The organism is Variovorax sp. WS11 (genome assembly GCF_010499245.1).
Classification (GTDB): domain Bacteria; phylum Pseudomonadota; class Gammaproteobacteria; order Burkholderiales; family Burkholderiaceae_C; genus Variovorax.
This window is the reverse complement of record NZ_JAAGOW010000004.1, coordinates 20,485-42,000: the sequence shown is the minus strand read 5'-3', so window position 1 is coordinate 42,000 and position 21,516 is coordinate 20,485. Positions and strand designations below refer to the sequence as shown.

The 21,516-nt window shown below is 64.2% G+C and carries 18 protein-coding genes and 5 pseudogenes; 9 read left to right on the top strand and 14 right to left on the bottom strand.

The window, feature by feature from the left end; all coding sequences use genetic code 11:
* The first annotated feature begins 9 nt into the window (after positions 1-9).
* From GXN78_RS29520 to GXN78_RS29505, 4 genes and pseudogenes are all read left to right on the top strand, one after another.
* On the top strand, positions 10-1,059 hold the full coding sequence (locus tag GXN78_RS29520; RefSeq protein ID WP_106560156.1) for a glycosyltransferase family 2 protein: 1,050 nt from the start codon (positions 10-12) through the stop codon (positions 1,057-1,059).
* Positions 1,056-1,247: pseudogene (locus GXN78_RS29515) on the top strand (dolichyl-phosphate-mannose--protein mannosyltransferase); the annotation flags it as partial. The gene GXN78_RS29520 and the pseudogene GXN78_RS29515, both read left to right, overlap by 4 nt.
* Before the next feature lie 567 nt (positions 1,248-1,814).
* Positions 1,815-3,140: an IS1182 family transposase gene (locus GXN78_RS29510; protein WP_164255345.1), complete on the top strand. Its 1,326-nt coding sequence runs from the start codon at positions 1,815-1,817 to the stop codon at positions 3,138-3,140.
* A gap of 258 nt (positions 3,141-3,398) precedes the next feature.
* Positions 3,399-4,646 (top strand): annotated as a pseudogene (locus GXN78_RS29505) (IS1380 family transposase); the annotation flags it as partial.
* 122 nt (positions 4,647-4,768) lie between these two features.
* On the opposite strand, the pseudogene GXN78_RS42270 reads toward GXN78_RS29505, so the two are convergent.
* The 3 genes and pseudogenes from GXN78_RS42270 to GXN78_RS29485 all read right to left on the bottom strand — a co-directional run bounded on the left by GXN78_RS42270 (position 4,769) and on the right by GXN78_RS29485 (position 7,543).
* Positions 4,769-5,656 (bottom strand): annotated as a pseudogene (locus tag GXN78_RS42270) (IS3 family transposase).
* Complete coding sequence (locus GXN78_RS29490) at positions 5,653-5,958, bottom strand: transposase (RefSeq protein WP_106561438.1); 306 nt, start codon at positions 5,956-5,958, stop codon at positions 5,653-5,655. Before GXN78_RS29490 ends, GXN78_RS42270 begins: the two are co-directional and overlap by 4 nt.
* 349 nt (positions 5,959-6,307) lie before the next feature.
* Entirely contained in the window at positions 6,308-7,543 is a 1,236-nt protein-coding gene (locus GXN78_RS29485) for an IS4 family transposase (protein WP_164255867.1), read from the bottom strand.
* Between the two features lie 107 nt (positions 7,544-7,650).
* On the opposite strand from GXN78_RS29485, the pseudogene GXN78_RS29480 reads away from it, so the two are divergent.
* Positions 7,651-7,839 (top strand): annotated as a pseudogene (locus tag GXN78_RS29480) (IS4 family transposase); the annotation flags it as partial.
* 64 nt (positions 7,840-7,903) lie between these two features.
* Positions 7,904-8,179, top strand: coding sequence for a hypothetical protein (locus tag GXN78_RS29475; RefSeq protein ID WP_146163243.1), 276 nt, complete (start codon positions 7,904-7,906; stop codon positions 8,177-8,179).
* Here the strand turns inward: GXN78_RS29475 and GXN78_RS29470 are convergent.
* Positions 8,161-9,195: an IS630 family transposase gene (locus GXN78_RS29470; RefSeq protein WP_164255865.1), complete on the bottom strand. Its 1,035-nt coding sequence runs from the start codon at positions 9,193-9,195 to the stop codon at positions 8,161-8,163. The genes GXN78_RS29475 and GXN78_RS29470 overlap by 19 nt on opposite strands.
* A 60-nt stretch (positions 9,196-9,255) precedes the next feature.
* Here GXN78_RS29470 and GXN78_RS29465 point away from each other — a divergent pair, with 60 nt between their 5' ends.
* On the top strand, positions 9,256-9,495 hold the full coding sequence (locus GXN78_RS29465; RefSeq protein ID WP_146163122.1) for a hypothetical protein: 240 nt from the start codon (positions 9,256-9,258) through the stop codon (positions 9,493-9,495).
* 312 nt (positions 9,496-9,807) lie between these two features.
* Here GXN78_RS29465 and GXN78_RS29460 read toward each other — a convergent pair whose 3' ends face one another.
* Together GXN78_RS29460 and GXN78_RS29455 are read right to left on the bottom strand one after the other, a co-directional pair.
* Entirely contained in the window at positions 9,808-10,446 is a 639-nt protein-coding gene (locus tag GXN78_RS29460; RefSeq protein WP_106559142.1) for a PIN domain-containing protein, read from the bottom strand.
* A complete protein-coding gene (locus GXN78_RS29455; protein WP_106559143.1) occupies positions 10,443-11,141 on the bottom strand; it encodes a helix-turn-helix domain-containing protein in 699 nt (232 codons plus the stop codon). The genes GXN78_RS29460 and GXN78_RS29455 overlap by 4 nt, the downstream gene beginning before the upstream one ends.
* Before the next feature lie 526 nt (positions 11,142-11,667).
* On the opposite strand from GXN78_RS29455, the gene GXN78_RS29450 reads away from it, so the two are divergent.
* The gene (locus GXN78_RS29450; protein ID WP_146163123.1) at positions 11,668-12,246 is read left to right on the top strand and encodes a hypothetical protein; all 579 of its coding nucleotides are present in this window, start codon (positions 11,668-11,670) and stop codon (positions 12,244-12,246) included.
* A gap of 189 nt (positions 12,247-12,435) precedes the next feature.
* Positions 12,436-12,621, top strand: coding sequence for a hypothetical protein (locus tag GXN78_RS29445; RefSeq protein WP_164255863.1), 186 nt, complete (start codon positions 12,436-12,438; stop codon positions 12,619-12,621).
* Between the two features lie 336 nt (positions 12,622-12,957).
* Here the strand turns inward: GXN78_RS29445 and GXN78_RS29440 are convergent, their stop codons facing one another.
* The 8 genes and pseudogenes from GXN78_RS29440 to dinG form a co-directional block, all read right to left on the bottom strand.
* On the bottom strand, positions 12,958-13,221 hold the full coding sequence (locus GXN78_RS29440; protein WP_106559146.1) for a hypothetical protein: 264 nt from the start codon (positions 13,219-13,221) through the stop codon (positions 12,958-12,960).
* A gap of 351 nt (positions 13,222-13,572) precedes the next feature.
* Positions 13,573-13,713, bottom strand: a pseudogene (locus tag GXN78_RS29435) (DUF255 domain-containing protein); the annotation flags it as partial.
* The gene (locus tag GXN78_RS29430) at positions 13,710-14,780 is read right to left on the bottom strand and encodes an ABC transporter substrate-binding protein (RefSeq protein WP_106559147.1); all 1,071 of its coding nucleotides are present in this window, start codon (positions 14,778-14,780) and stop codon (positions 13,710-13,712) included. The gene GXN78_RS29430 and the pseudogene GXN78_RS29435, both read right to left, overlap by 4 nt.
* A gap of 531 nt (positions 14,781-15,311) precedes the next feature.
* Positions 15,312-15,761, bottom strand: a complete 450-nt coding sequence (locus GXN78_RS29425) for a hypothetical protein (RefSeq protein ID WP_106559148.1) — start codon at positions 15,759-15,761, stop codon at positions 15,312-15,314.
* Positions 15,762-15,766: 5 nt separating this feature from the next.
* Positions 15,767-16,063 (bottom strand): hypothetical protein, encoded by a 297-nt coding sequence (locus GXN78_RS29420; RefSeq protein WP_106559149.1) that lies wholly within the window; start codon positions 16,061-16,063, stop codon positions 15,767-15,769.
* A gap of 80 nt (positions 16,064-16,143) precedes the next feature.
* Positions 16,144-17,025 carry a hypothetical protein gene (locus GXN78_RS29415; protein WP_106559150.1) on the bottom strand — a complete coding sequence of 294 codons (882 nt, stop codon included), beginning with the start codon at positions 17,023-17,025 and terminating at the stop codon, positions 16,144-16,146.
* 362 nt (positions 17,026-17,387) lie between these two features.
* Entirely contained in the window at positions 17,388-18,902 is a 1,515-nt protein-coding gene (locus tag GXN78_RS29410) for a hypothetical protein (protein ID WP_106559151.1), read from the bottom strand.
* Positions 18,899-21,196 carry an ATP-dependent DNA helicase DinG gene (gene dinG, locus GXN78_RS29405; RefSeq protein WP_164255861.1) on the bottom strand — a complete coding sequence of 766 codons (2,298 nt, stop codon included), beginning with the start codon at positions 21,194-21,196 and terminating at the stop codon, positions 18,899-18,901. The genes GXN78_RS29410 and dinG overlap by 4 nt, the downstream gene beginning before the upstream one ends.
* Between the last annotated feature and the right edge of the window lie 320 nt (positions 21,197-21,516).

The following is a 21,516-nucleotide window of genomic DNA, read 5'->3' as shown; positions in this document are numbered from 1 at the left end:
AGCGCCAGCATGAACAGCCCGCCGACGGCACCGCGTGCTGCGGTGGAGCTCGCAAGCAGCGGGCCGAGCAGCGCCGCCGGGCCGGTGCCCGCGCAGCGCGTCCACCCGCCGGCCGGCAGCAGCATCTCCTGCGTCATCCCCTGCTTCAACGAAGGCGCCAACCTCAACGCGCTGCTGTCGAGTCTGGAAGAGACCCTGTGGTCCACGCACCTCCATTGGGAGATCATCGTGGTCGACGACGGCAGCACCGACAACACGGTCGCCGTGGCCGAGGCCTGGTGCCAGCTCTCGGGCTTTCGCTGCATCAGCCTGTCGCGCAACTTCGGCAAGGAGGCCGCGCTCACTGCCGGCCTGCAGGCAGCCTGCGGCGATGCCGTCGCGCTACTCGACGGCGACCTGCAGCATTCGCCTTCGCTGATCGCGGAAATGCTGAAGCGCTGGCAAGAGGGGGCCGAGGTGGTCTACACCGTGCGCCAGGAGCGCACGGACGAGCATGCCTTCAAGCGCATGCGTGCGCGCCTGTTCTACAAGCTGGTGAACGCTTCGCAGCGCTTCGAGCTGCCAGAGGATGCGGGCGACTTTCGGCTGATGGACCGCCGGGTGGTCGACGCCCTGCTGAGCCTGCCGGAACGCACGCGCTTCATGAAGGGGCTGTATGCGTGGGTCGGCTTCAGAGCGGTAGCGCTGCCCTACACGCCGAGCCCGAGGGCCAAGGGAAAGAGCAGCTTCAGCACCGCGCGCCTGGTCAATCTCGCGATCGACGGGCTGACCTCCTTCACCACCTGGCCGCTGCGCATGGTCAGCATCGTGGGACTACTGCTGGCGCTGCCGGCCCTGGTCTACGGGATCTACCTGGTCGCCGAGCACATGCTGGTGGGCAACCCGGTGTCGGGCTGGTCCACGATCGTGGTGAGCCTGATGTTCTTCATCGGCATCCAGATGATCTCCACCGGCATCGTCGGGGAATACGTCGCGCGCATCTTCGAGGAGGTGAAGGGCCGCCCGCTCTACGTGGTGAAGAAGGTGCTGGGCCACGGCCTGGACGTGCCACAGCCATGAAGGCGCCGCGCGAAACGATCGGCCCGGCACAGGCCGGCCTGGCCCTGGCCTGCCTCTTCGCCTGGCTGGCCGCCACGGCCTGGGTGCGTCCCCTGATGTCGCCGGACGAAGGGCGTTACGTCGCCGTGGCCTTCGAGATGCTGCGCTCCGGAGACTGGCTCGTGCCGCGGCTGGACGGGACGCCCTTCTTGGTCATCAAGGACGAGAGCCAATCGACTGCAATCAAGACCACATAGACCAAGCCGACAACTACATAGCCTCGTTCGATCTTGATGCCCATCTCGTCTTCATTAGCTCAAACCAGCATCAGAGGCAAAACACTCACGAACAGCGACATGGACAAGTTCGCGGCTGAAACGTGATCGCAAGAAACTCGGAAGGCTTCGGGACGAACGAAGCGTTGCAGTCCCACTTGGCAGTCCGACGCATGAGATCGTAGTTTGGCCGCCGACCAAGACGGCTGCTCGATGCAGTCGCACGACAGCGGCATCAGGCTTGAAGTTCTAGTAGGGCCGATTCTCTGACAAAAGGGTTCCCCTGGGGTAGCTAAGCTAGGAGCGCACCGGTAACCTGGACCCCAAGAGTTGGCTGGAGATTCCTGACTGGATGCAGGTGCCGCCGTTCAGAGCCAGCGCCCCCACATCACCCCCGGCGGTCCGGCCCCAGAGTTTCATTCTGGCTGCCATCAGCGGTCGTCTAGGAGCCTGCGCGGCAGAAGCGTGACGAGCGCGCAGAGGCTTGATAGATTTGGGCGCATGCCCATCAGCTACCTGCCCTACGAGCCTCAGCAGCAAAGACTGCTTCCTGACGCACTTCAAGACTGGCTGCCCGAAGGGCACCTGGCGTACTTCATCAGCGACAGCGTCGACAGCCTGGATCTGAGCGCCTTCCATGCGCGATACGCCAAGGGTGGGCCGCGCAATCAGCCGTTCCACCCGGCCATGATGGTCAAGGTGCTGATCTACGGCTACGCCACCGGCACCTTCAGTTCGCGCAAGCTCGCGGCCAAGCTGCACGAAGACGTTGCGCTGCGGGTGTTGGGTGCAGAGAACTACCCGGCGCACCGCACGCTCTCGGACTTCCGGGCACTGCACCTGGAGGAACTGGCGGCGTTGTTCGTGCAGGTGGTGCGCCTGGCGCGCGAGTGCGGCCTGGTCAAGCTGGGCACCGTGGCGGTGGACGGCACCAAGCTCAAGGCCAACGCGAGCCGCCACAAGGCCATGAGCTATGACAGGATGGTCAAGGCCGAGGGCGAACTCAAGGCGCAGATCGATGGCTTGCTCAACCGAGCGTGTGCCGCCGACGACCTGGAGAAGAACGAACCCGACCTGGACATCCCCGGGGAGATCAAGCGCCGTGAGGACCGGCTCAAGGCGATCACCGAGGCCAAGCTGCGCCTGGAGCAACGCCAGCGCGAGGCCGATGCGGCCCGCGGGCGCAGCGCCGACGACGAGCGCAAACCCCGTGACAAGGACGGCAAGCCCAAGGGCGGGCGCTACAAGCGCGACTTCGGTGTTCCCAAGGACAGCGCCCAGGAGAGCTTCACCGACACGGACAGTCGGATCATGAAACGCTCAGGTGGCGGCTACGACTACGGCTACAACGCCCACACCGCGGTGGACGAGGCCGCGCAACTCGTGGTGGCCGCGGAGCTGAGCAACAACGCCGCCGACAGTGACCGCCTGCCGGTGCTGTTGGCGGCGGTGAAGGCCAACCTGGGCGAGGACGCCCGACAGGTGCTGGCGGATGCGGGATTCCGCTCGGAGGCCGTGTTCGAGCAGCTCAAGGACAGCCCGAGCGAGCTGATCGTGGCATTGGGCCGAGAGGGCAAGCAGGCGCTGGACATCGACGCCGAACAATACCCGCGCACTGCAGCGATGGATGCCAGGCTGAAGACGCCACCAGGCCAAGCGGCCTACCGCAAGAGGAAGTGGATCGTGGAGGCGCCCAACGGGTGGATCAAGAGCGTGCTGGGCTTCCGGCAGTTCAGCCTGCGGGGATTGAACAAGGTCAAGGCCGAGTTCAAGCTCGTGTGCCTGGCGCTGAACCTGCGGCGCATGAGCACCTTGATGGTCAGATAAGCCCACAGTGGGGGCACACGCGTGCCCCTCGCCTCTGGCAGGCCAAATAGACCCTGTCCGGGAGCTTCAGGAACAGCCAAGGCGCAGCGCCAACCCTTCCTCGCCGTGCACGAACTCAACGCGGGGCTCACCTCCGCGCAGAAAAACTTCTGCCGCGCGGACTCCTAGCCCGGATATTTCACCAGTAGAGGGTCGGCAGCCTCGTGCCGGAGCGCGTTGACATTGGTATCTGACGCCAATTTCAACCGAGGGCTGCCGATGCCAAAGTGTACCGATGGGACGATGGATTTGGGGCGTGTGGGTCGGCGCGTCATCGAGGCGAACTTCGAGGGCGGCGACATTGGCTCGGACGGCGGGGTCTTGCTGCTGCGGCGCGTGGACGAGCGCATTGGCCTCAGCCGCGCTGCGGCGGCCGTGCTCAGTGATCCACGCGATCCGGCACGCATCACGCACACCCTGCGCGACCTGCTCGCCCAGCGCATCTACGGCTTGTGCTGCGGTTACGAAGACCTCAACGACCACGACACCTTGAGAGACGATCTGCTGATGCAGACAGCTGTGGGGCGGGTCGATGCGCTGGCGAGTTCGCCCACGCTCAGCCGCCTGGAGACCCGCGCCACGCGCGCGCAGGCAGTGGCGCTGCATGGCGTGCTCATCGAGCAGTTCATCGCCAGCCACAAGAGCCCGCCCGAGGAACTGGTGCTGGATATTGACGCCTCGGATGTGCCCTTGCACGGCGACCAGGAGCGCTGCGAGTTCCATGCCTACTACGACCACCACTGCTATCTGCCGCTGTACGTGTTCTGTGGCCAAGCCATGCTCGCATGCGTCTTGCGGCGCAGCCGCATCGATGGCGCCAAGAACGCCGCGGCGGTGATCAAGCTGCTGGTGCAGCGGTTGCGCCAGGCGTGGCCCAACGCGCGGATCATCGTGCGCGGTGACTCGGGCTTCTGTCGCCAGAGATTGCTGCGCTGGTGCGAGCGCTCGGGCGTGAACTACATCATCGGGCTGGCGCGCAACGCGCGGCTGGAGGCGACCGTGCAGTACGCCGAGGCGATGCTGGCCGACGAGTACGCGCGCACTGGCGCCAAGCAGCGGCTGATCGACGAGTTCGTCTACGCGGCCGACAGCTGGGACATCGAACGACGCGTGATCACGCGGCTGGAGCACGGCAGCCAGGGCAACAACCCGCGCTTCGTGGTGACCGATCTCCAGGGCGACGCCATACAGCTGTATGAGCGGCTGTACTGCGCACGCGGCGAGGCCGAGAACCGCATCAAGGAGGCCCAGCTCGACCTGTTCGGCACCAGAGCGAGTTGCCACCGCTTCGCGGCCAACCAGCTGCGATTGCTGCTGGCGGCGCTGGCCTACACGCTGATGCAACGGCTGCGCGAGTTCGCTCTCAAGGACACCGAGCTGGAACGCGCCGCCGCGGCCACGATTCGCGTGCGCCTGCTGAAGATCGGCGCAGCCATCGTGCGCAACACGCGCCGTGTGCGGGTACTGAACCGGACCCCGAAATGCGGACACCACGATCTGCGGGAAGCGTTGTCCACGGCCGGCCGGTTCGGTCGCTTGCGACGAACCGAATCGGCCGGCGGTGGTCAACGCGTTGCTCGCCATGGGTACTATGCCCCCGTTCGCTTTTCCATCTCGGCGCGCCAGCGCCGCTCGAATTGGCTTGGCGGCACGTACCCAAGCGAGGAGTGCCTGCGTTGCGTGTTGTAGTAGCCAATGTAGTCGAGGATCGCCTGCCTCGCTTCGTCACGGGTCTTGAAGCTCTCGCCGTGAATGCACTCCACTTTGAGCGTCCCGTTTGCCGACTCCATCGGGGAGTTGTCCCAGCAGTCTCCTTTGCGGCTCATCGAGACGGTGATTCCTCTCGCCTTGAGCACCTTGCGGTAGTCCTTGGCCGCATATTGCGAACCCCTGTCCGAATGATGGACCAAGCCCGTGGGCGGGTCCCGTCAACCCAGTGCCACTTGCAGGGCCTCGATCGTCAGTTCCTGGGGCATCGTCTCGCTCATGGCCCAGCCCACGATCTTGCGTGCGAACAGGTCTAGCACGAGGGCCAGGTACAGCCAACCCTCCGCCGTCGGCACATAGGTCATGTCCGCAAGCCACTTCTGGTCCGGCGCCGTCGCAGCAAAGTCGCGCTCCAGGACATTCGGTGCGATCGGGTAGGCATGCTTGGAGTCCGTCGTGCGCACGCGGAATGCTCGACGCTTGCGGCTTTGCAAATCATGGTCTCGCATCAGCCGACCGATGCGCTTGTGGTTGATCTTGCGCCCGAGCGCTTCGCTGACCTCAGGCGTCATCCGGCGACGTCCGTAACGCCCTTTGTGTTTTGTCTGCGCGCGGCGGATCTGCTCGACCACCTCAGCCTCCTCCAACCTGCGCTCGGACCTCTCGCGCTTGGCTGCCGCACTCAGACCGCTGCGCGACACGCCGAGCAGCTCGCACATCATCGGAATCGAATACACCTCGCGGTTCGCGAGTATCCAGGCGTACCTCACATCGATTCCTTCGCGAAGTACGCCGCCGCTTTTTTCAATATTTCTTTCTCGATCTTCAGCCGCGCCACCTCCTGGCGCAACCGCGAGACCTCGGCCTCGAGGTCGCTCAGCGGCTTACCCGAGGGCAGCTTGCTCAGTGCCTCCCCCTTGTTCGCCTTGGCTACCCAGTTGCCGAGCGTGCCAGCCGACATTTCGAGAGAACGAGCAACCTGCCTGATGGCTCGACCTCCGTCGACCACCTGCTTGACCGCGGCTTGCCGAAACTCGTCCGTGTACTTCCGATCCGGTCCTGACTTCTTCATACATCCTCCGCAAGGTCAAAAATAGCAGACCTTGTGGTGTCCGTTTTTCGGGGGCCAGATCATCCAGTGCTGTCCCCGGCACGCTGACAAACAATGGGGGTAAGGGGGTCGTGTGCCAATACTGTTCGTTTATGGCATGAAGCTTCTGAATCGACGCGGTATATGGGAATCGGCTGGCTTGGGCCGGGGTCCAGGCGGGCCGATGATCTCGGGAGTGCAATCGATGGGCACGCGCGTCGGCGCGTGGTGGTCGAATGATGCGTAAGGCGAGTGGCGCCGCTTGACCATCCGCGGCGAGCGCTTGTTCAGCGTGCGGGTGGCGCGGATCCGGGCGCAGGCTTCGAGCAGTTCATTGAACCACCGTCGTCGACGCCTCGGGCGCGCTGGGGGGAAAGGCCCCGGAGCGGGGCTGTGCGCGGCGAAGCAGCTGCACATGCCCTGTGAAGGACAGCTCGGCGTGTGCCATTCGATGCCGTGTGGCGCCCTGATGCAGCAGCCAGCGCACCGAGTAGTGCGCCAGCACCCAACCATAGAACTCCTGGCGCACGAGCTCCGCGGTCTTGCTGCGCAGCACGCGGCGGCTCTGCCGCAGATGCGTCTTGAGCTCGTCGAACACGCCCTCTATTTCCCAGCGCTGGTGGTACAGCGCCGCCAGTTCCGGCGCCGGGGCGATTTGCGGGTCCAGCAACGTGGTCAACAGTCGGTAGCGCGGTTGTGCATCGGCCAGTCCCGGCAAGGCGTATTCGATGACGCGCACCACAATGGCTTGGCTCGTCGCCTCGCTGCGGCTCACACCGGTGGGATAGATGGCACTGAGGTACGAACCATCGTCGAGCATGCGATGCACCGGCAACTGGCGGTTGCCCACGCAGCGCCAGAGCAACTGCGCGCCGGTGGAGCTCGCCTGCTGCCAGTGTTCGAAGCCGTTGAACCCCCGGTCGGCCAGGCACAGCATGCCCGGCTCCAGCCGGGGCAAGAGTGGCTGGAACAGCTCCCACTCGCCGCTGCGGTAGGGCCCCAGGTTGGCGCCCAGGATCGCGTGCGTCGCGCACTCAACCAGCACCGCGCATCGCGCCTGCGGGTAGCCGGCATGGCCGATTCGGCTGCCCGGGTAGCCGAAATGCGCCGCGTTCTCGGCCTCGTCAGGCAGCTCGAAGGTGCTGCCGTCAATGGCGACCAGCCTCAGGCCGGCATAGAACGCGTGGGAATGAGCCTGAGCGTCAGCCATGGGCACACAGCAGCGCTCGACCAGTTCACGCATCGGCGCCGCGCCGATCTTGCTGCGCAAGCCGCTGATCGAGGACTTGGTCACCCGGGGTGGCTCGGCAGCCCCGGCGGCCCAGGCCAGGCCCTGCGACACGGCGGCGAACACTTCCTCGTACGCGGCCTCAGGGTACAGGCTCAGAGCCATGCAGTAGTACGCCCCTGCTACTGCCGGAAAGCTGCGCACGCGCTGCGAATTGCAGCCGTGAGCATCGAGCACCGCATTCACCACCTCGGCCGGCACGACCCGCGCCAGCAGGCTGGCACTCAGAAAGTCGGCCAGCCTTGCTCCACTTCCCAGGACCGCCTTGGTTCGCGCCATGCTCGACTCCGTCGTTGGGACGGCAGTCATTATGCATCAAATATCTCTATCCGAACAGTATTGGGTCGTGTGCTCAAAAACAGCCGCGAATCCATCCAGTAGCTCACGTCGCCACTTACGTGCTCATCGCCATTGTCAGGAAGGAGCTTCAACTCGATGCCTCTCTCTACACTTGTCTACAGATCTTGTCGGCCTCGGTATTCGAGAAAACCCAGCTTTCATGCGCCTTGCAGGCCGATCTGTCCCATTTGGAACCGCCTGACCTCGCTAACCAGTTGAATCTGTTCAACTTTTAACCGGACAGCAGTGTCCCGTTTTAGCTAAACGGGTCCTCCTCGGGTAGTCCCACATAGCATCTCTATGCACCCAAAACGAATCGACCCCGACTGGGAGAGTGATCCCATGGGCTTGTCGTCGAGGTTGTTCCTGCTCTCTGCCGACAACACATTGCACGCGCTGGCCAGCGCGGCCTTCATGCGAATGCTGCGGCAGGAAGCCGTCGCTCGCATTCCCGACTTTGCAGGGCAGCGTGTTCGTCAGGCCAACGTCGTCGTCGAAGTGGTGCATGGAACGCCATCGCGCACGGTGCATTGCACATTCGCCATGCTCGACATTACTCATAGGTCAGAAATATAGGAGACAGATGGATGCCTGAAAAAGGAACGAACCAAGGCGCTGTCTTCGGCGATGGCCTGCAGTTGACCGTCAACTCGGCACTGCAGCTTCTCGCCCGCTTTCAAAGGCGAGCGAGCAACTCCTGTGCGCTTGGCATGGCTCCAGACCAACTCGTCGGGATTCAGGTCAGGCGCATAGCCGGGCAAGAAGTGCAGCGTGAGTTTGCCGGCGGTGCTGGCTACGTATTCCTTCACGATGGCCTTCTTGTGCGCGGGAAGTCCATCCACAATCAGGCGCACCGGCTTTCTGCGCTTTCGCATCAACTGTTTGAGCAATTCGACAAACAACTCACCAGTCAACGCGCCGGAATAAGTCGCAAACCAGAAAGCGCCGTTTGCGGTGACGGCGGACGCCGCGCTGATGCTCTGACGCTGCCCCGGCCGATCAATGACGGGGGTCTGTCCTTTCTTGGCCCACGTCTTGCCATGCACCGAGTCGGCTCGGAATCCGGATTCATCCCAGAACAAGATTTCCGCCTCACTGGCTTGCGCCTCGGTGGCAATCGCGGGAAAGATCTCGCTTTTCCATCGAGCAACCGCAGCGGGGTCGCGCTGATAGGCGCGTTGCAGTGGCTTTTGCGTGGTCAGCCCCAAGCGTGCAAGCAGCGCGCCAATCGAGGCGAGCGACAGGCTCACTTCAAAGCGCGCGAGCAGAAGTTCTTGGACGATCTGCCGGGTCCACAGTCCAAAGTCAAAGCCGTACTGATCGGGGCGCTTGCCATTGACCCATCGAAAGACTTGCCGCTCCTGGGCGCTGGTGAGCTTTCGAGGCCGCCCCGTCCCTTTGGTCGACCGCAGAGCCTTCAGTCCACGGCCACGTCCGCGCGCCGCCGCTTTGCACTTGTACGCCCACGATCGGTTCATGCCAAAGGATGCGGCCACAGCCGCGGGGTGCTCTCCCTCGTTCATGCGCTGAACAGCCACAACACGCATTTCCTCAAGCGTGTTGTGGGCCAGAGTGCGACCGTCTCGTTTCATCAGCCATTGGACTCTATGAGGCCGAGCAAGTTTCACAATCGTCCGCTAAATTACTGACTCATGAGTAATGCCGACGGAGCGTTGGATGTCGAGCGGTGGAACGCCCAGCAATTCGCCCGCGTGGACGACCCATTGGCGCCCGCGCGGCCAGCGCCAGCAACCAAAGGCCACGTCGTCGATTCAGCGAGCCGCTTGATCGCCCGAGGTGGCTCCTGGGAGCCCAATCAATCCCTGCTGCGCCGCATCGAAGCCGCGGCGCTGGGGAAACTGGCGTGTCCGCGGGTGCGCGTGATTCGTTGAAGCAGGGTGCCCGCTTGACGAAGAAATCGTTGAGATGCTGAACAGGGTTGCCGAATCGCATCGCTACACGCGACGGACTCGTCACCGCAGCGCCGCGTTGGCTAGGCGCTGGGCTCGTGAGGGTGCGTGGTTCGATTGCCAAACGACCTCCAGTTGTTCCTTCTCATCCACCTTCGACCATTGCGTTTCATCTAACCCACCGTTACGGCAGCATGGACCCCGGGGATTTCACCTGGGATTTCGCGGCGTTGCATCGCGAGCCAGGAGACCAGCCAGATGACACCGAGCATGGTTCGGGTATTGGGACCACCCTCACTTCTTTTTTGCCGGTCTGATGCCCAGTGCTCTGGCCATTTGAGCAACCAGCATCTTGGCCCCCTGCTCGCGCAGGGCGTGCAGCAGTTCTTCCACGGTGTACGGCGGCTTCTTCAGGTCCCGCGCTGCCTGCAGAACTGCACGGGTGGCTGCGTCGGGCTCGGCCTTGTAGGCTTCGTCCAGGAATGCACCTGAGCGTATGACCCGAATGCCCAGCTTGGCCATCTGCTTTCTGGCAAAGTCCTTGACGTTGTCGGTGACGAGGATGACCTCGTAGGTTTGACCGGGCTCGTCATTCTCGATGTCCTCGTCGACCGCGTGCCGCAACGCGATGGCAGCAGCCGCTACGTGCCGGTCCTTCGCGTCGACCTCCTTAGGAACGGCGCTGAAGGCCGCACTGGTCATGTGGACCTCCCATTCGGGACACCTCGCCTTCATCGCACGGAGTCGGTTCTGCGCTCGGATCTCGGATACTTCGTAGACTTCCTGCATGTTGCGCAGGAACTCCGTGTCGATGTTCTCGGTCCAGTGACCCGAGAATACCTGCTCAGCGCGGAGGTCCATGAGGACATCGGACACCCGCTGCTTGAGCAGCACGCAGGCATCCAAGACGACGAAGGTGTCGCGAAGATTCACGGACGGGGCTTGCGAGCTGCCTTTGCCGGTGCTGCCTTCTTCGCAGTCCTGGACGCATCATCCCCGCGAACCACGTTCACGAAGTGCCCGTCGGGATAGTCATACAAGCCGGCCTCAACACCTGCCTGCCGCGGCGACATCGCACCTTCGTGCTGCTTCGCGCGAGTCGCCAGGTAAGCTTGGACGGCAGACGACCGGATGCGGCGATGTCCACCCTCGGTCATCACGACTTCGCCAAGCTTGCCTGCATTGCAGAGCATCGACACGTACGGTCGGCTAGCCTCGAGCTTGGCGGCTGCCTCTGCAGTTGTCAGCAGTACATCGGTGGCTGCGCCTTGCGCCACGACCGGGGGCGCTGCTTCCGAACTGCCAATCTCTTCGTTGGCCAGCTTGGCAATAAGCGCCATGCGCAGCGCCTTGCCCTGTACAGTATGAGCACTCAGTGACTGTTCGAGCACCCTCGCCACGAGGGCGGTCATGCGCGCGCCGAGTGCGTCGACGTTGGCCGGCGCAGCCATGATGCCGAGGCCAAACGATGCCTTGGTGGACCTCGATTTTCGGCGGCCAACCTCTGCTACCTCGCGTGCTACAGCCTGACCCACCTCGGCTGCGAGAGGGTTGAGCGGATTCGCAAGCATGGGCACGTACTTGGCACCAGCGGCTGGCTTGACGACGTGGTGGTGGGCGCGAGGCATTTGGGTTCTCCTGTCGCAGCCAAGTGTATCACCGCATTCGAAAAAAGTGAAAAAAGCGAAATTCCATCGCCGACCGAGGCACCGCTTGCCACGCGGCACGTCGAGCCCGCCCGAGCACGCGCTCCCCGCGTTGGGCCCGGCGCTCGATCCTGAGCGGGTCACGCAAACGGCCGAGAACGCCGTTCGCGCTGCTACGGGGTTCTCATGAGAAGCGGTGGTGTCGCTGACAGAGGCGACGACGATGTCTTGGTTGCGGCGGGAGCGGTCCTTGGGCCGTAGTACCGTAGGCGGCCAGAACCCGACGTTCGTTCTCGACCTCTGGTTCATCTCTTCGGGACTCGTCCGCTGTGCGAACATCAGCTCGGACCGCCGCCCCTGAGCGGACCTTCACACCCGCATGACAAATCAAATCGTTCTCGACGGCGTCGCTAGGCCAACACGGTCCGCACGACTCGGCATCCACGTCAGGGGGCAGCCGTGGGTGACCGAGGAACAAAGAAGGATGCATGGGGCGGAGGCCTGGGCCGTGTCGTACAGCCTGATGGTGGTGATTGACGATGAATCCGGCGAGGATGGAGCACCTTGTCCATTCTGCGAAAGCGTTCCCGTTTGGCTTGCGGCCGGCGGCCGCCATCCAAGGCTCTCGGAATTGGCTGGCCTGTCGATTGTCGGAATCGAAGGGTGGGATGCTTGGCTTGGCAACGACGCGCCGCCCCTTGTGAACAATCGTCTGTTGCTACAAGGCTGGCAGGCTCCGGGTCTACTGCGCATGACCTGGAATGCCGAGTACGAGCATAGAGAAATGCACGGCGTACCTCGGGTGGGATACATGGAGTACAGCGGTACTGTGGAGTTCGAGGGGATTCGGCTGAATGTCGACAGTCCCTCCGATGCGGACCACGTGATAGCGTCCTTTTGGGGGGAGCAGCAGCTTCAGCAACTGGAGCGCGAGGACGGCGATTGGCTTGTTCTGCGGGAGCTTCAGCCAGCCCTTCAAAGCAAAATGCCGGATGCCCTTGGGAGATGGCTTGCAGGTTTCCCGCCGTTGGCCACGCTACGCCGAAAGCTCCTACCAGTGTCCTACCGACCAAAGGCGCTGCCTTGAGGGCGACGGGCTGCCTTTGGTCGTCAGCCGTCGGCCAGAACCGGACCTTCAACCGACCGTCTCAATTGACCCTCGCATGGCACACGTCAAAGACATCGAGAGCCTGTACACTTCATCGGTTACGTGGTGCTGACGGCCCCCGACCGCTTCCCACGCCGAGACTACCTTCGGGAAGACGAGCAGATGACCTTGGAGAAAGCGTTCGCGGAACTCCGCCGCGGAATCGACCTGGTCAAAGCGCAATCTCCCGACCTTCCAAACGCTGACAAACTGACGGGCGTCCTTGAGGACGCCTTGGCGCTGTACCGCGCAGGCGAGGAGACCCGTGGCGCCCATCGGCTCAACGACCTTGAAGCGATGATTTTCAAGGGCTGACCGCAGTCGGCCATTTCCGGTCATACGATCGATCAGGAAATCGCCGCGCCAACGGCAGGTTTCAAAGTACAGCCGCCATAGGGCCTCGGCCGGTCGAATGCGACCGATCTCCAAAGCGGTCGCTCATGGTCTGCCGGCCCTAATCGACTTCGGATCGACTCTGTCCGTCAGCAGTTGGATCAGCCGAAACTACGCTGACGACCCAAACCGGAAGTCGACGCGGCCCAGGTCAATCGCCATAAAGCCGACGGTCAACGTCCCGCTCGACGGGTTAGCAGCACTCACCACAACCCGGACGCCACCGCAAGAACGGGCCGCCGGATCGGCAGCGCCTGTCTAGGCTTCGATGCACACCACCACGGTCTCGGGCAGCACGCCGTCATGGGCCATCGCATCGGCCGCGTCCTTGGACTGCATCGCGGCGCCAAACTTCTCCATGTCGGGAACGTCCATCATCAACGCCACGGAGGTCGGATCCGTCGGGTTGATGAAGGTGCGGATGTTCGTTACGCCGATCAGTTCGAAGAATTCCTTGCGCTTGGGCGAGGCCAGCCAGTGCTTTTGATCCTTGACCTTGTGGTGGGCGACGATCGTAGGCATCGAAGTCTCCTTTGCGTTCCGAAAAGCAAGCGGTGTTGCACCGATAGCGCCGCGTTCAAGCCAGCGCCCGCTTGAAGTAGACGCTCATCGTTCGCCCATGTCCAGCGCGCTGCGTTCACATCGCCCGCATTGGATGACTCTAGCGAGCGGCACGTTGTGGCCGCCACCGGGTTTCGCTGGGGGATGCCGCGAGCTGACTTTGGCCGCCAGGGCAGTCGCACCAAAAGTCAGCTTCCTGGCGCCGCCTCGTACTCACACTGGCGGCCATCAACCGTCACTCGCGGTCGACCGCTTTAAAGCATGTCGGTGCGAGTCACCCGCTGCGGTCACGCGCTAACGCGCGTGCTCTCGAAGTACCGGCTTGTCCTCGCTGCGCGCCTTGGCGAACGCCTCGTCGCCCCACGGATACCAGTCGACCGGGTTCAACGCGTGCTGCAGCAGATAGGGGCTGGTCTCGCGCTCGAGACGGTTGGTGCGGCGGGTGGAGTTCATTCGATCACCGCATCCGCGCGCAGCAGCACTGAGCTTGGAATCGAGATCCCGAGTGCCCTGGCGGTCTTCAGATTGACAACCAATTCGAAGCGCGTGACCTGCTCGAACGGGATGTCGGCCGGCTTGGCACCTTTGAGGATGCGGTCGACCTGATGGGCAACGCGCTTGGTGATTTCGTCGGAGATGGGTCCGTACGAAACCAGACATCCGTCGTGTGCCTGGAAGCGGAACGCGCACACCGTCGGCGTGCGACTGGCGAGCGCGAAATCCGCCACCCGCTTCCAGTTCGCAAGGGTCAGGTAGTCGTTGAACATCAGCAGCGCGCCGACCGGATCGCCGGCGATCGGCGTGAATACGGTGTCGTAATCCGCGGCCGTTCGTACTCCGAGCGGCACCACACGAACACCGAGAGCGCGTCCCGCTTCCTGCGTGTGCTTCAGATGCACCAGCGAGCCGCGATCGTCGACGTTGTACAGCGCGGCGACGCTCGACAACGCCGGCACGATCTGCCTCAGCAGCTCCATGCGCTTCACGTCCAGCTCGGGCGCCAGGCTCTCGATGCCGGTCACGTTGCCGCCCGGGCGTGCCAGACTTGGAACGAGGCCGGTGGCCACCGCGCCGTGGGCAAACCCCACGACGATCGGAATCGTGCTGGTCGCCTGCTTGGCGGCAAAGGCATGCAGGTTCGTGTAGGCGACGATGACGTCGACCTTGGCGCGCACGAGATCGGCGGCCTGCTCGCGCGCGCGATCCGGCCGCCCCTGCGTCGTGCGGACCTCGAACACCGCGTTCCGGCCTTCGACGTAGCCGAGTTGTCGCAGCGCCTCGTCGACCGGACTCGCGTCGTTGGCGCAGAGGAAGCCGATGCGGAATGGGCTGGCCGGCTGTGCGTGGACCACCAGCAGCGGCAATGCCAACACCAGCGCCAGAGCGAATGCGCGGGCCAGTGATCTCGACTTCGTCGTCATATCGGTCCCTCCTTCATCCGTCGCGATCCGCCGCCGGCTGAACCAACGGATGTGCCGGCGAGATTTGCTGCCGATGCTGGAATGTCCCAGCGCATGCATTGGAGAGTACTCCGTCCGGCCGGTCTATGCCACGTTCGCAAACAGAACTCGCCGCCACGGGACACCGAGTCGGCCATCCCCAGTCAGACGCCCGATCAGCAAAGTTCGGCTTTGCGGCGCGGAATCTCGACCGCCGTGTGACCGCTTGGGGTCGGCAGCGCTGCATCGTGACCATCGGGTGCAGCCGTTCGGCCCCGAAATTGTCGCGATCGTCGTTCGGCATGCGCGAACGACTGCTGTCGCAATCACTGACGTTCTTGGTGGCGTCGGCGAAGGTCAAGTTCCAAGGTAGACCGGTCGTTCGCTGAGAAAACCGCCGCTGGCTCCTATGGGCCCATTGCAGCCGCTCAGTGGACCTCAAAATCGCTTGAAAGCAACCATCGGCTGAGGCGCTCATGGGGAATGAAGATCGCCACGCCCCCACGCCGCCAACGCGGTTCGCTTTCGCCACCAACCCACTCTGGGCGACTCCTACATCGCGACGTTGATGCATGCCAGGAGCCCTGCTACCAGATGAGTTGTCTTCGGTACTTATGGAACGACCCGCACACGCGGGCACGCCAGCTGTCCGAGCGCTGCCGCATGTAAACGGACCTGCAGAGGTTCGTCGGGCTCCCAGGAGCCACCTTGTGCGATGAAGCGCCTGGCTGCGTCGACCACCACGCCTGCCGGCGGTGCCGGGCTCTGCGGCATCTGTGCCACAAACTCCTCCGCCCGCGCGAACTGCTGGAGGTTGAGCCGCTCCACATCGAGTAGACCTTCAGTGTCGAAATCGAGGATGCTAAATGTTTGGTGCACCACTTGGGCGGGCTTCCGGTCCACCACCTCGACGATCAGGTCCGCTTGGCGAACGCGCTGGCCGGCGAAGTCCGGGATCCGACACTTGTCTTCCTTGCGCAGCATGCGCATGAAGGCGCTGCCGGCCAACGCGTGCAACGTGTCGTCATCCGAAAGCAGGAATATTCTGGAAGACAGGCCCATCTTCTTCAGCGACGCCTCGGTCGGTCGCGCAGATCCCAAAGGGTACCCTGCCAGTTCGAAGTTCGGCCTTCGACGCCGCAGTTCGGACAGATCCAGACAATGGCGTTGTCACGGGCGACGATGGCTTCGACCTCGTCTTTCTTGCACTTGAAGCATTTCGGCGCGGCCGGGGCTTCTCCCGCCGCGCTCGACGCATGGGCGACCAGGTCGGTGTGAAATTGCGCCATCGCGCGCGCGGCCCCCTTCGTTGGGCCGATAGCCCCGCATGGATCGAGCAAGTGCCTGAGGTCGATGATGTACATGCGTTTCGGTTGTCAGTCTGGGCGGAACGCCTTTGGGGGTCCGCGTCCGAGGCGCAGACCACCGAGGGAGGGCCAAACGCTCACCGCGTCTTCATATAGGCCGCATACAGCGACGGATGGGCGTCGCGCAGCGCCTTGCGGCGTGCAACCACGTCATGGTGCCGGCCCTGCCGCTCCAGACCGAGCATCTCCAGCAGCAGTCTCATCGCCTTTTCGGGCTCTGTGTGAAGCGCTCGCTGCGCCTGACTCAACGGGCGTGACAACGCGGGCTTTTCCGTGAGGATCCAGGCGGGAAACCAGGCCAGATCGCGCACATCGCCATGTCCCTCGAACGTCGCATCGAAGCGCTTGCGAAGTCTCTCCAGCAACGGGTCGGCGAGCCGCTTCGTCAGCTGGTCAAATCGATCACATGACAGCCATGCGAGTTCGGCGAGCAGGCCCCACGCATCGTCGAGATCGTGCACGCGGTAGCGCGCCTCCGCCATCCATGCCAAAGATGCCGGAATTCGGCGCCACGATTCGATTCGCGCCACGGCGTCGCTCGCCGCGGCCCAATCTCCGGCGCGCAGCCACAGCGCGGCGGCGTGGTCATCGCTGCGCTCAGGGCGAAATGGAAGGGGCGAGGCCCGCTGCGCCAACGCGCGCCACAGCGTGACCAACCATGCCGAACCTGAGCGCGCCCCAAAAATACGCAGTGCTGCCGGTTCTATCACCTCGCCCAACGCACGACGCGCACGGTGCGCGGATTCGTGATCCTGGAATGGCGTCGCCGTGCGTTGCTCGAGCGCATCCACCAGCACGCAAAGCGGTGCCAGGGAGTCGTGGTCAGGAAATTCTCCGGCGAACTTGTCCCACGCTGATCTGGCGCTGACGGCTTCGCGACGCTCAAGGGCGGCCGCGACGTCGTTGCACAGCACGGTGTCGCGACTGTGATCGAAGATGTCGAGTTGCTGCGGGTGCATGGTCCCGTCCGATATGGCTGTTCCTCCCTGGAACTGTAAATCAGCCCGACGACGCCACGATCACTGAAAATTGAGAACGCCTGCCTTCAGGCACTCGACTCCCTCGCCGTGATCACCCTCCGCATTGAGGTGACGCGGCTGCGTCTTGCGCCACCCGCGCCCAGATGAAGGTCTCGAACAGTGCTGGGCGCCAGTGCCAGGCCGGCTGCGAAGCTGCGAATCCTTGGGGACCAGTTCACGTGCCACCTCTAGAGCGAGGGATCGGCATCGCGCCAAAGAAAAAGCCCCATGCATTGCTGCGCGGGGCTTGAAGCGGATCCTTATGGGGATCCGAGGAGACGGGTCGATTATAGGGGTAAACCCTAGAAACCCATGTGAGTGGCCTCGGAATACCCACACGAGCCTTGTCCGCGCGCGGCACGGCTGGGCGGGAGGGGCCCTATGGCGAACCTTGAACATCGATATGAACTTCGCCGTTGACACTGAAAAAACAACCCCACAACGGTGGTGTCCACGCGCATGCGCCGGCCCTGGACGATCTTGTGCTCCTGAGCGATGCCACCACGCGCCGATGGATCTGCTCGACCACGACCGGCGCCAGCGCCATGCCCAGCTTGCCCAAGGTCTTCGCCGCCGGCGCTCGCAGAAAGTTGCGCGAATGCGGATGAGTGGATGCAAACCAAACGCGCCAAGCCGAGCTCATCTTCATTGCTCACGCTGTGGCCCAGCGAGATTCCTCTCGGGCCAAGCTCATCAGGATCGGCGCGGTCCGTTGCGCGGCGGCGTCCCGATGCCGAGCGCACTGCGCATCCATTGCGCCATCGGCCGCGCGGGTGCAAGCACTCGCCCGATGATGGCCTCGGCCTCGGCAACCCGTTCTGAAAGCCGCGCCGCATCGGTCGCCAGACGACATGCCTCGAGCACGTCCCCCCCGGTGACTTCGTACCCGTGGCCCGTCGAGATCCAGTGCAGCGCCGCCAGGGCCGCTTCCATGGCAAACGCCGGGCGTGTGTGGAAGCGATGAGGTGGCCCAACAGCTTGTCCGGAGCCAGCTCCGGGTACCTCCTGGCGATCGCCCTGAACGTGGACAGGTTCGAGTTGGCCTGGTTTGCCAACAGTGCATAGCGATCGAACGCTTCGGCGCGACGGCCTGCCTTGAGCAATGCGTCTTGCGCAAACTGTGCGACCGTCTCCTCGCTGGTCGAACTCCCGGCGCGGTCCTGGACGAAGGCGATGGCTTCATCGACCTGGCCTCGTGCCACAAGCACGCGACCGCCCCAGACCAGATACGGCCAGATCGGGTGCAGGTCCATGGCGACCAGTTCGAGCAACTCATCGTGGCGGCCGGTCGTGAACAAGGCGCTGTAGCACACGCTAGTGCCAGAGAAGAAGGCGTAGGTGCCGGTCCTGCGACCGTCTTGGACGCGCCGCAGCGTCGGCAGCAACGTGTCGGCCCAACTCGATGCCAGCTCGGGCGTCACGCAGAGATCGCCCCACCGATCGCCGAGGGATTCGATGTACGGCGGGTCGTCCTCCTGGATGGCGTCGAATAGCCGCTCGAGCCACTTCCCGCGAACGGAAATGCCCACCGGGGCGCCGGCAATGAGGGGCACCAGCGCCTGGACTGCCGAGTACGTCGCGCTGCCCAGCGAGCCGGACGAACTGTCCACGTGGGCCAAGGCCGGCGAGAGCTTTTCCAGCAGCACGACGGCGCCTTCGCCCGCAGCCGCCGGATCGTGCCGCGCGACCGCCCGAATCTCGGACAGCGCCTCGTTGATGCGGGAAATCGCGAGCTGGGAGCCGCGCCAACCGAAGACGCCACGGCGAAAGCGGGCGCGAAACGCCCAAGTCGTTGCTTGTGTCGCCTCGCGTTTCATCCAATGATGGCTCGACCGGGGTCGACAGCCCGCGCTGATTCCCCGGAGACGGGGGGCGCCTTTGACTTCGTGATGCGAAACGGTGGCAGTCCCGCCAGGATGTCCCGGCCGTAGCGCATCGTGACCAGCCGTGTGTCGCACACCGTGATCACCGCCCGGTCCGTCACGGTGCGTATCCCGCGGCCGGCCCACTGGGCCAGCTTCATCCCGGCGCGCGGAACGGCGATCTCGGCAAACGCGTCGCGTCCCTGGGCGCTCAGCCACTCCGCCAGCGCCTCCTCAACGGGCGAGTTCGGCGGGGTGAACGGCAGCTTGTCGATCACCACGTGCTCGCACAGCTTGCCCGGCAGGTCGATGCCTTCTCCGAGGGACTGGAGGCCGAAGATGATGCTGCGCTCGCCGCGCGCCACGCGGCGGCCGTGTTCCGCGAGCAGGTCCGTGCGCGAGCGCTCGCCCTGCACCAGGACCCGCTCGTGCAGGTCTGGCGGCAGGGCCGTATGACAGGCCAGCAACTGGCGCCTCGAGGTGAACAGCACCAGTTGCCCATGCCGGTGCTCGCGCAACAGCATCGGCAGCGTTCGGCAAAGTTCGTCCGAGAACTCCGGACCTTTGGGCGAACTGGCCATCGGCGCAATGTGCAGTTCGCCCTGCCTTGCGTAGTCGAAGGGCGAGGCCACCGCCAGGGCGCGTCGGTCGGCAAAGCGGTTCATCCCGCTCATGCGGTCGAAGAAGTCGAAGCTGCCGCAGGCGGTGAGGGTGGCCGACGTGCAGACTGCCGCGCTGACGTTTTTCCAGAGAGTGCGTGCGAGGTGCTGCGCCGCCGTCATCGGACTGGCGCACAGCATCACATCGGCGCCGGCCGCACCCGTCGCGCCCGTCATTCCTGTCACGCCTGCCGAGCCCGCTGCGGCAGGCATGTTGGTGATCGTGGTGTTGGCGCAATGCTGCAGCCACTTCGCCCAGGGCACCGTGTCGTGGGTAGCCCAGGCGCCGAAGAGTCGCTCCAATGCTTCCAGCCGGGCGAGGTACACACCCAGCTCCACCCCGGCGCGCGCCTGCTCTTCCCGTTCGGCCGACGACCGGGACTCGTCAGGCTCGGTCAGCGCGGCCGCGATGCCCGCCACCACGGCAGAGATCGAACGCAGGAGGGTGCCCAGTTGCTCGCATTCGGGGATCAAGGCCTCGGGCACCTGGCCCCGGACGAAGCGGTGGACGGGCTTGTCGGCGCTGACCAGTCGGCCCTCGGTCCACCAGTCTTCCAGGATGGCCAGCTTGTTCGTGCATTCGGTGATCGTCTCCCCCAGAGTCACGAGGTCTGGGCGGCTGGAGGCAGGCAGGTCGCGGCTGTGGCGATGGGCGACCGTGCGCAGGCCGGTGAGGAGGTTGGCGCTGGTGCCCAAGCGTGCCCGATATGAGAACTGCTCCGCGGCGATGCCCGGAAGATGGTGCGCCTCGTCGAACACGAACAGCGTGTTGCCCGGCTCGATCAGGGCGCTGTCGCTCTGCAGCGTGGCCAGGATCAGCGCGTGGTTGGCGACCTGGATCGTGGCGCTGGCGGCGCGGCGGCGGGCCCTGAAGAAGCCGCAACTCTTGAAATGCTCGCACTGGCCGCCGTTGCAGGCGCTGGCGTTGGCCTGCACCCTGCGCCAGTCCTCGGGGTCAGGGGGTTTGGCGAGGCTGTCGATGTCGCCGTCCCATTGGCCGCCGCGCAGTTTCTTGGCGACGCTCTTGTACCAGCGCATGGCCTTGCCAGTGTCACGTTCCGCGCCCTTGGCTTGCCAGCTCGTGCCAGCGAAGCCGTCCTGGAAGCCATCGCCCGGCAGGCTCTCCTGGGCCTCGTCCTTGAGGGCGCCTTCCAGACGGCTTTCGCAAAGGTAGCGCCCGCGGCCCTTCAGAAGGTCGAAGCACAGATCCGGAACGACTTGCGTCAGGCGAGGCAGGTCCTTGTGAAAAAGCTGTTCCTGCAGCGCGACCGTGGCCGTGGAGACGATGACGGTCTTCTTCAACAGTTCCGACGCTACGATGGCCGCAAGGCAGTAAGCCACCGTCTTGCCCGTGCCGGTGCCGGCCTCCAGCTGCGCCAGGTTGTTGCCTGGGCGTCGCTCGTCGTCGGGCGATCTGGCGCTGAGGAAAGTCAGCAGCGCCGCGTGCATCATCTGGTGCTGGCCGGGGCGGGCGATGAAGCCGGGCCAGGTGCGAGCGACCTCGCTGTAGAGGAACTCCAGGCGCTTGCGAGCCTTCTTGAGCAGTTCGGGCGCAATGCCCTCGGTGCTGGCGTGGGCGGGCGTTTTCACGAAGGCATCCCGCTCCTGGGCAATCATACGGGTGCGCTGCGGCGCGGAAGAGGCCATGGGATCGATTATCGACATGCCGGCGACTGATTCTCGCGCCGACCGAGGGCGGCCGGTTCACCATGCGCCGGGCATAGCGCCGCACCAGGACGTCGTTGAGATCGCCCAGGTGTAGATCGATGCCCAGGTCGGTCAGGAATGCGACGCGCGTAGCCCCAAACGTAGGGCTCTTGGCCTTGCCCGCACCGGAATCGAGCAGCGCCATCGGGCTAGTCAGCACACCGTTTCACGACCCTCGCGCAAGGACAAGCCAACAGCAGATC

Excerpts from the sequence above, each read along its gene's own strand:
- GXN78_RS29520 (WP_106560156.1), top strand. The coding sequence starts at position 10 with ATGAACAGCCCGCCGACGGCACCGCGTGCTGCGGTGGAGCTCGCAAGC.
- GXN78_RS29510 (WP_164255345.1), top strand. The coding sequence starts at position 1,815 with ATGCCCATCAGCTACCTGCCCTACGAGCCTCAGCAGCAAAGACTGCTT.
- GXN78_RS29490 (WP_106561438.1), bottom strand. The coding sequence starts at position 5,958 with ATGAAGAAGTCAGGACCGGATCGGAAGTACACGGACGAGTTTCGGCAA.
- GXN78_RS29485 (WP_164255867.1), bottom strand. The coding sequence starts at position 7,543 with ATGGCGCGAACCAAGGCGGTCCTGGGAAGTGGAGCAAGGCTGGCCGAC.
- GXN78_RS29475 (WP_146163243.1), top strand. The coding sequence starts at position 7,904 with ATGCACCCAAAACGAATCGACCCCGACTGGGAGAGTGATCCCATGGGC.
- GXN78_RS29470 (WP_164255865.1), bottom strand. The coding sequence starts at position 9,195 with ATGAAACGAGACGGTCGCACTCTGGCCCACAACACGCTTGAGGAAATG.
- GXN78_RS29465 (WP_146163122.1), top strand. The coding sequence starts at position 9,256 with ATGAGTAATGCCGACGGAGCGTTGGATGTCGAGCGGTGGAACGCCCAG.
- GXN78_RS29455 (WP_106559143.1), bottom strand. The coding sequence starts at position 11,141 with ATGCCTCGCGCCCACCACCACGTCGTCAAGCCAGCCGCTGGTGCCAAG.
- GXN78_RS29440 (WP_106559146.1), bottom strand. The coding sequence starts at position 13,221 with ATGCCTACGATCGTCGCCCACCACAAGGTCAAGGATCAAAAGCACTGG.
- GXN78_RS29430 (WP_106559147.1), bottom strand. The coding sequence starts at position 14,780 with ATGCATGCGCTGGGACATTCCAGCATCGGCAGCAAATCTCGCCGGCAC.
- GXN78_RS29425 (WP_106559148.1), bottom strand. The coding sequence starts at position 15,761 with ATGGGCCTGTCTTCCAGAATATTCCTGCTTTCGGATGACGACACGTTG.
- GXN78_RS29420 (WP_106559149.1), bottom strand. The coding sequence starts at position 16,063 with ATGTACATCATCGACCTCAGGCACTTGCTCGATCCATGCGGGGCTATC.
- GXN78_RS29415 (WP_106559150.1), bottom strand. The coding sequence starts at position 17,025 with ATGCACCCGCAGCAACTCGACATCTTCGATCACAGTCGCGACACCGTG.
- GXN78_RS29410 (WP_106559151.1), bottom strand. The coding sequence starts at position 18,902 with ATGAAACGCGAGGCGACACAAGCAACGACTTGGGCGTTTCGCGCCCGC.